Origin of the sequence: Isoptericola sp. NPDC060185 (assembly GCF_042728595.1) — a bacterium.
GTDB lineage: Bacteria > Actinomycetota > Actinomycetes > Actinomycetales > Cellulomonadaceae > Isoptericola.
In genome coordinates this window covers 1-10,454 of the sequence record NZ_JBHWYY010000067.1, presented here as the reverse complement: position 1 = coordinate 10,454, position 10,454 = coordinate 1, and the positions used below count along the sequence as shown (strand labels likewise).

At 75.1% G+C, this 10,454-nt stretch carries 12 protein-coding genes; 8 read left to right on the top strand and 4 right to left on the bottom strand.

The window, feature by feature from the left end; translation table 11 throughout:
* Positions 1 to 1,072 (bottom strand): YdcF family protein (locus ACFWDO_RS16995; protein WP_380347070.1); only part of this gene is annotated, 1,072 nt, incomplete at its 3' end.
* Between the two features lie 103 nt (positions 1,073 to 1,175).
* On the opposite strand from ACFWDO_RS16995, the gene ACFWDO_RS16990 reads away from it, so the two are divergent.
* Positions 1,176 to 1,595, top strand: a complete 420-nt coding sequence (locus tag ACFWDO_RS16990) for a VOC family protein (RefSeq protein ID WP_380324776.1) — start codon at positions 1,176 to 1,178, stop codon at positions 1,593 to 1,595.
* Between the two features lie 15 nt (positions 1,596 to 1,610).
* Here ACFWDO_RS16990 and ACFWDO_RS16985 read toward each other — a convergent pair whose 3' ends face one another.
* Positions 1,611 to 2,816, bottom strand: a complete 1,206-nt coding sequence (locus tag ACFWDO_RS16985; RefSeq protein ID WP_380324779.1) for a low temperature requirement protein A — start codon at positions 2,814 to 2,816, stop codon at positions 1,611 to 1,613.
* 112 nt (positions 2,817 to 2,928) lie between these two features.
* Here ACFWDO_RS16985 and ACFWDO_RS16980 point away from each other — a divergent pair, with 112 nt between their 5' ends.
* From ACFWDO_RS16980 to ACFWDO_RS16965, 4 genes are read left to right on the top strand one after another with little or no spacing between them, the layout of a single operon-like run.
* Entirely contained in the window at positions 2,929 to 3,411 is a 483-nt protein-coding gene (locus ACFWDO_RS16980; protein WP_380324782.1) for a DUF2975 domain-containing protein, read from the top strand.
* Entirely contained in the window at positions 3,411 to 3,665 is a 255-nt protein-coding gene (locus ACFWDO_RS16975) for a helix-turn-helix domain-containing protein (RefSeq protein ID WP_380324785.1), read from the top strand. Before ACFWDO_RS16980 ends, ACFWDO_RS16975 begins: the two co-directional genes overlap by 1 nt.
* Positions 3,655 to 4,833, top strand: coding sequence for an NAD(P)/FAD-dependent oxidoreductase (locus ACFWDO_RS16970; RefSeq protein ID WP_380324788.1), 1,179 nt, complete (start codon positions 3,655 to 3,657; stop codon positions 4,831 to 4,833). The genes ACFWDO_RS16975 and ACFWDO_RS16970 overlap by 11 nt, the downstream gene beginning before the upstream one ends.
* A gap of 9 nt (positions 4,834 to 4,842) precedes the next feature.
* Positions 4,843 to 5,484: a LysE family translocator gene (locus tag ACFWDO_RS16965; RefSeq protein ID WP_380324791.1), complete on the top strand. Its 642-nt coding sequence runs from the start codon at positions 4,843 to 4,845 to the stop codon at positions 5,482 to 5,484.
* Positions 5,485 to 5,486: 2 nt separating this feature from the next.
* Here the strand turns inward: ACFWDO_RS16965 and ACFWDO_RS16960 are convergent, their stop codons facing one another.
* Together ACFWDO_RS16960 and ACFWDO_RS16955 are read right to left on the bottom strand one after the other, a co-directional pair.
* Positions 5,487 to 6,506: a zinc-dependent alcohol dehydrogenase family protein gene (locus ACFWDO_RS16960; RefSeq protein ID WP_380324794.1), complete on the bottom strand. Its 1,020-nt coding sequence runs from the start codon at positions 6,504 to 6,506 to the stop codon at positions 5,487 to 5,489.
* Between the two features lie 26 nt (positions 6,507 to 6,532).
* Positions 6,533 to 7,714: a multidrug effflux MFS transporter gene (locus ACFWDO_RS16955; protein ID WP_380324797.1), complete on the bottom strand. Its 1,182-nt coding sequence runs from the start codon at positions 7,712 to 7,714 to the stop codon at positions 6,533 to 6,535.
* Between the two features lie 112 nt (positions 7,715 to 7,826).
* Here ACFWDO_RS16955 and ACFWDO_RS16950 point away from each other — a divergent pair, with 112 nt between their 5' ends.
* From ACFWDO_RS16950 to ACFWDO_RS16940, 3 genes are all read left to right on the top strand, one after another.
* Positions 7,827 to 8,705, top strand: a complete 879-nt coding sequence (locus ACFWDO_RS16950) for a helix-turn-helix domain-containing protein (protein ID WP_380324800.1) — start codon at positions 7,827 to 7,829, stop codon at positions 8,703 to 8,705.
* Between the two features lie 64 nt (positions 8,706 to 8,769).
* On the top strand, positions 8,770 to 9,471 hold the full coding sequence (locus tag ACFWDO_RS16945) for a hypothetical protein (RefSeq protein ID WP_380324803.1): 702 nt from the start codon (positions 8,770 to 8,772) through the stop codon (positions 9,469 to 9,471).
* Positions 9,472 to 9,532: 61 nt separating this feature from the next.
* Positions 9,533 to 10,309 (top strand): thioesterase family protein, encoded by a 777-nt coding sequence (locus ACFWDO_RS16940; RefSeq protein WP_380324806.1) that lies wholly within the window; start codon positions 9,533 to 9,535, stop codon positions 10,307 to 10,309.
* The last annotated feature ends 145 nt before the right edge of the window (positions 10,310 to 10,454 follow it).

Genomic DNA, 10,454 nt, shown 5'->3' with positions numbered 1-10,454 from the left:
CGGGGCGGCCCCCCGCCACCCCGGGGCCCCCCCCGACGAGGGTCACCAGCGCCACGACGAGGACGATGCCGGCGGCCGCCACGACATGCACGGCTGGGCGGCGCCGCAGCACCGCCACGAACTCGCGCAGGTACGCGCTCGGGAAGTAGTAGCCGGCCGTCGGGGCGCCCACCGCGTGCACGTCCAGGCCCAGGTCCATCGCCTCGAGGGCGGCGCGCGGGGCGTGGTAGTTGTTCGTCGCGACGAGGTACGGGCCCGGCACGCCGTGCTCGCGCAGCAGCGCGACGCCGAGCGTGAGGTTCTCCCGGGTGGTGCGCGCGCGGTCCTCGACGAGCACGCGGTCCGCCGGCACGCCGTGGCCGGTCAGCCACTCGCCCATGGCGACGCCCTCGGGCCGGTCCTCGTCCGCGCCCTGCCCGCCCGACGGCACGATCGGCACGGGCGCGCCGCCCGCCCCGAGCCGCTCGGCCGCCTCGACGCCGGCCGCCAGGCGCGCCGCGAGCAGCGGCGGCACCCGGCCGCCCACCACCTTGGACCCCAGCACGATCACGCCGTGCGCCGGCACCTTCGCCGCGGAGCGTCGGTACAGCAGCGTCTGCGCCACGAAGCCCAGGAACACGAAGCCGAGCCAGGCCGTGCCGAGCACCAGCCCGACCACCAGGCCCAGGGTCCAGGGCACGACGTCCAGCACGAACGGCGCGACGACGACGAACGGCGCGGCCAGCATCGCCAGCCCCACCAGCAGGGACAGCAGGTTGCCGAGGCTGCGGCGCTCCCGGCGCACCATCGTCAGCCCGTTGAGGACGAGGAACACCGGCAGCGCCAGCATCCCCACCCCGAGGAGGCCGACGAACGCGAGGGTCGCCCACCCCATGGCGGTCTCCCCGCCGGGCGCCAGCGCCACGACCTGCCCGAGCAGCGCCACGCCCGTGTACACGACGGCGATCGCGAGGAACCCGTTGCGCAGGCGGCGCCGGTCGACGCGCAGCGAGTGTGCGAGCCACACCGCCCAGAAGGCGCAGACCGCCACGGACAGGGCGACCGACCAGGCGGTGGCGACGACGTCGGACATGCCGGGACTCCAGGACGGGTGGGTGAGGACTGCACGCAGGATAGGGGGACGCGCGGCGAAATGGCCTGGGGAGCCACGGCCGTGACGTGCTCTGATACCCCGCATGACCTCCCGCATCTCGCACACGACCATCGACTCCCGCGACGCCTACGCCCAGTCCCAGTGGTGGAACCAGGTGCTCGGCTACACCGACGTCCCCGGCGACCCCAACCTGCCCGGCCACGTGGAGTGCATGATCGTGCCGCCGGCCGACCACGACGCCCCCGCCGAGAGCCACGGCCACGTCCTCTTCATCGAGGTCCCGGAGCACAAGGAGCTCAAGAACCGCCTGCACCTCGACCTGCGCGCCCTCGACCGCACCCGCGACGAGGAGCTGGAGCGCCTGCTCGGCCTCGGCGCGACGGTCGTCGCCGACCGGCGCACGGACGACGGCGGCGGCTGGGTGACCCTGGCCGACCCCGAGGGCAACGAGTTCTGCATCCTGCGCAGCACCGCCGAGCTGAAGGCCGCCGGCCTGGCCTGATCCCGGGCGTCGGGCTCAACCCGAGGCGTGGGAGGTGCTGACCGGCGGGTGCAGCACCAGCACGACGACGATCGCCACCATGATCACGGCCGTGAGGGTCACGGGCACCGGGACCACCGGGTCGAGCAGCACCAGCACCGCGCCCACCGGGACCACCGTGTTGACCACGCGGTCGGCGTTCTCGCGGATCGCGAGCCACCAGACGCCCAGCACGAACACGGCGATGGGGACCGTGACCGTGAACGACGCGGCCACGTCGGACAGCTCGGTGTGCCCGGTGAGCGCGTCGATCTCCACCTCGATGCCCGCGGAGAACGCGCCCGCCGCGGCGAACACGAAGTAGTGCACGTAGCCGTAGCGGAGCGACCGCGAGAGCCGGGCCTCGCCGAGGGCGCGGTGGTGCGGCGGCCAGAAGTAGATCCACCACAGCGCCGCGGTGACGACGAGGGCGAGCACTGCGATCGAGACCAGGGAGCCCAGGTCCTGCTGGTCGTGGAGGGCCTCGATGATCGCGTTCGACGACGCCAGCAGGCTCTCGCCGAGCAGGATCAGCGTGAACAGGCCGTACCGCTCGGTGATGTGGTGCGGGTGCCACGGCGTGCGGCCGCGGCGCTCTGCGATCACGGGGACGGCGAGCTCCGCCGCGGCGAGGACGGCCCACGCCGGCGCCTGCACCCCCTCGGGCAGGACGAGGAGCGCGAGCCAGCAGACCTGCACGACGGCGATGCCCGCGGCGTACGCGCGGGTCGCGGCGCGGGCCGGCCCGTCGGCGCCCGACGCGCGCAGCCACTGGGCGATCATCGCCACCCGCATCACGACGTAGCCGACGATCACGACGGTGAAGTCGCCGTCGAGGAACACCGGCTCGATCCCCGCGGCGAGCACCAGCACCCCCGCCATCTGGACCACCGTGAGCACGCGGTACAGCCAGTCGTCGGTGTCGAACGAGGTGGCGAACCAGGTGAAGTTCATCCACGCCCACCAGACGGCGAAGAACACCATGCCGAACGAGGCCAGGCCGCCCGCGACGTCGCCCGTCGTGAGCGCGTGGTGCAGCTGCACGGACGCGACGCTCACCGCGACCACGAAGACGAGGTCGAAGAACAGCTCCAACGGGCTCGCGGTGCGGCCGGGCTCGTGGGGGTCGCGGGCGCTCATCCGCACGAGGCGGGACCGGGGCTGGGTCGCGTGCGGGGGCTCGGGCGTGCTCACGCGAGCCATCGTGCACCCCGGCGACCGGCCCGGCCAGACGTCGGGGGAGGTTCTGCGAAGAACGTGAGAAGCGATGGATATCTATTGACTTTCGATAGGTGACGACGCGAGGCTCGGCCGCATGTCACGCACCCAGCGCCTCGTCGGGCCCCTGCGCGCCCTGCTCGTCGCCGTCTTCGCCGCCATCGTCGTCACCCAGGTGCTGGCGCTGCCGTCGCTCGCCGCGACGACCGCCCAGGACCACCCCGAGATGGCGTCGCTGCGCTGGCCGCTGCTGGTCCTCGCCGTCGCCGCCCTGGCCTGCGTCGAGGTCGTGATCGTGTGCACGTGGCGGCTGCTGACGATGGTGCGCGACGACCGGATCTTCTCCGACCACGCGCTCGTCTGGGTCAACGGCATCGTCGCCGCCGTCGCGGCCGCGTGGCTGCTCGACCTCGCCGCGCTGGTGCTGCTCCTCGCCGCCGGCACCGGCAGCGCCGGCCCCACCCTGGCGCTCCTGCTGGCGCTCGTCGTGGGCGCCGCGGTCGCGCTGCTCATGGTCGTGCTGCGCGCGCTGCTGCGGCAGGCCACGGAGCTGCGCACCGACCTCGACGGGGTGATCTGATGCCGATCGTCGTCCGCCTCGACGTGGAGCTCGCCCGCCGGAAGATGAGCGTCGGGGAGTTCGCGGAACGGGTGGGGCTCACGCCTGCCAACGTCGCCGTCCTCAAGAACGGGCGGGCCAAGGCCGTCCGCTTCACCACTCTGGAGGCCATGTGCCGGGTGCTCGACTGCCAGCCGGGCGACCTGCTCGAGTGGGTCCACGACGAGGACGTGGACGTCGATGACGTGGACGGGGGTGCCGGCGATGAGGGCTGACGTGCTCGTGGTCGGGGCCGGTCTGGCGGGGCTGTGGACCGCGACCGAGCTCGCGAGGCGGGGGCACGATGTCGTCCTCGCCGACCGCCGCACCCGCCTCGACACGACGGTCCGGACCACGGGCATCTTCGTGCGCCGCACCCTCGAGGACTTCGCTCTGCCGCCCGAGCACCTGGGCCCGCCGGTCCGCCGGATGGTGCTGTACCCGCCGTCGCACCGCGCCCCGGTCACCCTGGACGGCGCGCACGACGAGTTCCGCGTCGGCGACATGGCCGCGCTGTACCTGGAGCTCACGGCCCGCGCCGTCGCCGCGGGCGTGCGGCTGGAGCTCGGCACCCGGTACCTCGGCTCCCGCGGCGACGTGCACCTGCTGCACGGCCCGCACGGGCCTGAGGAGGTGGGCGCGACGTTCGTCGTCGGGGCCGACGGCGCCCGGTCCGCCGTCGCGCGCGGGCTGGGCCTCGACCGCAACCGCGAGCTGCTGGTCGGCGCCGAGGAGGTCTTCGAGGTGCCGCCGCGCGACGCCCGGCCGGGGGCGGTGCCCGCGTTCCACTGCGTGCTCGACCCGCGCCTCGCGCCCGGCTACCTCGCGTGGGTGCTCGACGACGGCCGGCACGCGCACGTCGGGGTCGCCGGGTACGCCCACCGGTACCCGCACGGCCTGCGGGACGCGCTGCGGAGGTTCGCCGCGAGCGCCCCCGGGCTCGCCGGGGTCCCGGTGCCGGACGTCGTCGAGCGACGCGCCGGGACCATCCCCGTCGGCGGGCTGCTGCGCCGGATCTCCGGCCCGCACGGGCTGCTGGTCGGCGACGCCGCGGGCGCCGTCTCCCCGCTCACCGCGGGCGGCCTCGACCCGTGTCTACGGCTGTCCGAGCACGCCGTCGACGTCCTCGACCTGGCCCTGCGCTCCGGCGACCGGCGCGACCTCGCCCGGTACGACGGCGCCGCGCTGCGCGCCCGGTTCCGAGGGCGGCTCGCCCTGCGCCGCGGGCTGTCGCTGGTGCGCACGCCCGCCGTCGCGGCCGTCGGCGTCGCCGCGCTGCGCACGCCGCCCGGTCGTGCGGCGGCCCGGCGCATCCTCTTCGGGCACGGGTCCTTCCCGGACCCGCGACCGGTGCCCGCCGCCTCCCGCGAGATCGCCCTCGCCACGCCCGGTCCCCAGGGCTAGATTTCCCGCGTGCCGCCCGCCGAGTCGCTCCTCGCCTTCGCGCTGGCCTCGGTCGTGCTCATCGCGATCCCGGGGCCGAGCGTGCTGTTCGTCATCGGCCGCACCCTGGCCCTGGGCCGGCGCAGCGGGCTGGTGAGCGTGCTCGGCAACGAGCTCGGCGCGCTCGTCCCGGTCGCCCTGGTGGCGCTGGGGGTGGGCTCGGTCGTCGCGCAGTCGATCGCGCTGTTCACGGTGCTGAAGCTGCTCGGTGCCGCGTACCTGGCCTACCTGGGGATCCAGTCGATCCGGCACCGGCGGGAGGGCACCGACGTCGGCGCGGACCCGCGGGCGCGGGCCGCGTCGTCGTGGACGGTGCTGCGGCAGGGCTTCGTCGTCGGGGCGACCAACCCGAAGACGATCGTGTTCTTCGTGGCGGCACTCCCCCAGTTCGTCGACTTCCACGCCGGGGCCGTCCCCCTGCAGATGCTGGTGCTGGGGCTGGAGTTCACGCTGATCGCACTGCTCCTCGACGGCGCCTGGGCGCTGCTCGCCGGCACCGCCCGCGCGTGGTTCGCCCGGTCGCCGCGGCGCCTCGCGGCGATCCGCGGCACCGGCGGCGGGATGATGCTCGGCCTCGCCGGCGTGCTGGCCCTCACGCCGGCGAAGTCCTGAGCTCAGACGGTCAACAGCACCTTGGTGGCCCGCCGCTCGTCCATGGCCGCGTAGCCCTCCGCCGCCTTCTCGAGCGGCAGCGTGAGGTCGAAGACCTGGCCCGGGTCGATCTCCCGGTCCCAGACGAGCCGCACGAGCTCGGGCAGGAAGCGGCGCACGGGCGCGGGGCCGCCGTGCAGGTGGATGCCGGCCATGAACAGGTCGTCGCCGGGCAGGGCGACGTCGTGGGAGACGCCCACGAAGCCCAGGTGCCCGCCCGGGCGGGTCGAGTGCACGGCCTGCATCATCGACTCCTGCGTGCCGACGGCCTCGATGACCGAGTGCGCGCCCAGCCCGCCGGTGAGCTCCTTGATGCGGGCCACGCCCGCGTCGCCACGCTCCTCGACGATGTCCGTGGCCCCGAACCGGCGGGCCAGTGCCTGCCGTTCGGCGTGCCGGGACATGGCGATGATGCGCTCGGCCCCGAGCTGCTTCGCGGCGAGGACGCCGAGCAGCCCGACCGCGCCGTCGCCGACGACGGCGACCGTCTTGCCGGGGCCCGCCTCGGCGGCGACGGCGGCGAACCAGCCAGTGCCGAGCACGTCGGAGGCGGCGAGCAGCGACGGCACCAGGTCGTCGTCGGGCATGCCGGGCGTCGCGACGAGCGTGCCGTCCGCGAGGGGGATGCGCGCCCGCTCCGACTGGGTGCCGAGGGTGCCCATGAGCACCCGGTGGGTGCAGTAGGCCTGGTAGCCGGACCGGCAGATCTCGCAGGTGTTGTCCGACGCCCAGAACGAGCCGACGACGAAGTCGCCGACCTTGACGGTCCGCACGTCGGCGCCGATCTCCTCGACGACGCCGACGTACTCGTGGCCCATGACGGCGTCGTGGACGTCCTCGACGCCGCGGTACGGCCACAGGTCGGACCCGCAGATGCAGGTCGCGGTGACCCGGATGATCGCGTCGGTGGGCTGGATGATCCGGGGGTCCTCGCGCTCGACGACGCGCACGTCGCCGGGGGCGTGCAGGATGACTCCGCGCATGGTGGTGCTCCGTTCGTTGGTGTGTCTCAGTAGCGGATGGGGGTACGTGGGGTACGCCGCCGGACGGTGGTGGCGGCGACGGCCGCGAGCGCGACGGCGACGACGGCAACGAGGCCGAGGGGCAGGACCGTCGCCGCCCCGGCGAGCCCGACCAGCGGGGCGGCCGCGCCGCCGAAGCCGAACCGGACCATGCCGAGCAGGGAGGACGCCGTGCCGGCCAGCCGCGGGTAGCCGACGAGCGCGAGCGTCGTCGCCGGCGGGGAGGTCGTGGCCACACCGCTCGCCAGGGCAAGCAGCGCCACGACCACGACCCACAGCGGCATCGTCGTAAGCCCGGCGAGCAGCAGCCCGAGGGCGCCGAGCCCCGCGAGGCCGGTGCCGACGGCGAGGGTGCCGGCCACGCTCCAGCGCTCGGCGGCGCGGCCCGCGAGGAACCCGCAGAGCATGAAGCCTGCGGAGTTGAGGCCGAACGCGAGCGCGTACCCCTGCGGGGAGAGCCCGTAGATGCCCTGCAGCACGTACGTCGCGCCGGACAGGTACGCGAACAGCGCCGCGTACATGAACCCCTGATGCAGGATCGCGCCGACGAAGACCCGGTCTGACAGCAGCACGCGGAAGTCGCGCCCCGTCTGGGCGAAGCCACCGGCGGTGCGGCGGTCGGCAGGCAGCGTCTCGGGGAACGCGACGAGCGCGACGACCAGGATGGCCGCGCCGGCGGCCGCGAGGAAGACGAACAGGCCGCGCCAGTCGGTGACCGCGCTCAGCTGCCCGCCCAGCAGCGGCCCGACGATCGCCGCGAGCCCGCCGACCACGGTGAGGCGGCCGTAGAAGCGGATCAGGGCGCCGCCGTCGTACACGTCGCGGCCCGCGGCCTGCGCGACGACGATGCCGACGCCGCCCGCGAGGCCCTGCACGAAGCGGGCGCCGACCAGCACCTCCACGGTGGGGCTGAGCGCGCACAGGGCCGACGTGGCGACGTACGCCACGATGCCGACCAGCAGGACGCCGCGGCGCCCGAGCCGGTCGGACAGCGGGCCCGCGACCAGCTGCCCGGCGGCGAGCCCCACGAGGCACGCGGTCACGGTGAGCTGGGCGACCGACGTCGCCGCGCCCAGGTCCGCGGTGAGCGCGGGCAGCGCCGGAAGGTACAGGTCCATCGAGATCGGCCCGAAGACCGTGAAGAGGAGCAGCAGGGCGGGAGCGGGCATGTCGTCCAGCGTCCGTCGCGCGGCCGCGCGGCGGGAGTCCCTGACGAACCGTGTACCGGCAGTACACCCTTCGCGGCCGCCGCGGCGCCCGGCCCGTGCCTAGCCTGGCGGCATGGACAACCGAGCCGAGGTGCGCGAGTTCCTCATGTCGCGCCGCGCCAAGGTCACCCCCGACGAGGCCGGCCTGCCGGGCGGCTCGAACCGGCGCGTGCCCGGCCTGCGGCGCAGCGAGGTCGCGATGCTGGCGGGCGTGAGCGTCGAGTACTACGCGAAGCTGGAGCGCGGCACGATCGCGGGAGCGAGCGCGTCGGTGCTCGACGCCGTGTCCCGCGCCCTCCGGCTGGACGACGCCGAGCGCGCCCATCTCCTCGACCTCGCGCGCGCGGCCGACGGTGTCCCGACGTCGGGGCGGTCGCGCGGCCGGGCGGCCCGCCCGGCGACGCCACGCCCGAGCCTGCACTGGGCGCTCGAGGCGATCACGGACGCCGTCGCGTTCGTCCGCGACCCGCGGCAGAACCTGCTCGCGACCAACGCGCTGGGCCGCGCGTTCTACGCCCCCGTCATCGGCGACGGCGGGCGCACGCCCAACCTGGCGCGCTTCCAGTTCCTCGACCCCGCGGCCCGCGACTTCTACCCCGACTGGGACGTCATGGCCCAGATGTGCGTGGGCGTGATGCGCGCCGAGGCGGGACGCAACCCCCACGACAAGGCCTTCCAGGACCTGGTGGGCGAGCTGTCCACCCGCAGCGAGCCCTTCCGCACGCTCTGGGCCGCGCACGACGTCCGCATCCACGGCACCGGCACCAAGCACTTCCGGCACCCGGTAGTCGGCGAGCTGACGCTCGCCTACGAGGAGCTCGCCATCACCGCCGAGCCCGGCCAGGTGCTGCTCGTGTACACCGCGGAGCCCGGCTCGCCGTCTGCCGAGCGGCTGCGGCTGCTGGCGTCGTGGGGTGCAGAGGCTCGCGGCGTCGTCGGTCAGGCGGGATGACGGCCCGCGATCCGTCCACGCAGGTCCGCGACCCGGCACGATCGTCGCGAGGTACCTTCCCGGCATGCAGATGAACGCCGTGTCGGCGGAGCCCGTGCTGGACTCGGTGCGCGGGCGCGCCGTGGGGCCGGTGGCGTGGACGCTGGCCTGGTCGTTCGCCCCGGTGCGCGGAAGGCAGGCGTGGGCGGCGATCGCCTGGCCGGGGTGGGTCGCGCTCGTGGCGCTCGGCGGGTTCGTCCACCGGGACGCGACGGTGGTGGCGCGCGTGAGGTCCCGGCGCTCGGGGCCCTCGCTCCGCCACCTCGGGATCGTGCTCGCGTCCGCGGTCACGGCCGGCGCGGTCCTGGGCGTCGCCTCCGGCGTCGCGGCGGGGGCCGACCCGGCCGCCGGCGTCCTCGTCGCCGTGGTGGTCCTCGCCTGGCCGGCGGCGGCTGTGCTGGTCCTGGTCGTCGTCGCGTTCCGCGCTTGGCTGGCGATCTCCCGCACCCAGCGGCCCGCGCGACGCGCGGCGTCGCGAGAGCAGCGCCGCGCCGACGCCGCGGCGATCCGCGCGGCGGACTGGACGGTCGACTCCGTCGCGTCGCGGGAGCCGGGCGGCGCGCTCGCCCTGGTCGCCCGCCACGTCGGCCAGGTGGTCCCCCCGGGCGAGTCCGTGCGGACGCTCGCCGCCACGGCCCGGCACGCCGCCGTCTACCGGCGTTACGGCCTCGAGCCGCTGCCCAGCCGGCCCCTGGTGCTGGTGGGGACGGCACCGTCCGCCCGATGAGGCGAAGAGCGCTCCGGGCCCTGGCAGGATGGCCGGCACTCCCCACGAAGGACGGACACCCATGGCCTACTTTCGCCGCACCGGCACGTCGACGTTCCAGCCCACCGAGCACGTCGGAGGGGCGTGGAAGACGGACGAGCAGCACGTGGCCCCCACCCTCGGGCTGCTCGCGCACCTGGTGGAGGCCGACCGGGAGGCGCGCGGTCGCGACGACCTGGCCGCCACGCGGCTCACGTTCGACATCCTCGGCCCGTACCGGCTCGAGGAGATGACGACGGACGTGCGCGTGCTGCGCCCGGGGCGCGGCGTCGAGCTGGTGCAGGCCGACGTGGCGTGCGGCGGCCGCACGGTGGTCACGCTGCGCGCGTGGCTCACCGCCGTCGGCGACACGCGGGACCTGGCCGCCGGCGCGCCCGCGCCGCTCGCCCGCCCCGACGACACGCCGGCGTGGGACCCGACCACCGACTGGCCGGGCGCGTTCGTCGCGTCGATCGACGTGCGCCGCACGCTCGCCGAGCCCGGCCGCGGCACGGTGTGGGTGCGCACCGGCCACGGCCTCGTCGAGGACGAGGAGGTGGGCACGCTCGCCCGCACCGTCGGGCTGTTCGACGTCGCCAACGGGATGTCGGTGCGCGCCGACCCGCGGAAGGTCGCGTTCCCCAACGTCGACCTCTCGGCGCACCTGCACCGCGCGCCCGCGGGCGGCTGGCTGGGGCTCGACACGTCGGTCGTCTTCGGTGCCGACGGCGCGGGGCTCACGTCCAGCGTGCTGCACGACGAGCACGGCGCCTTCGGCACGCTGGCGCAGGGCCTCGTGGTGCGCGCGCTCGACGCCTGATCACCGCGCCCGGCCTCCGCACCTGAGCTCCGTCGCGTGTCGCAACGCGTGTCGTCGCTCCGCGGACGTTGTCGATTTTCGCTGGGTCAGCAAGACGGGAGCCGTGCCTGCTCAGCAGGCACCGCGCCCCGAGAGGGGGTGATTA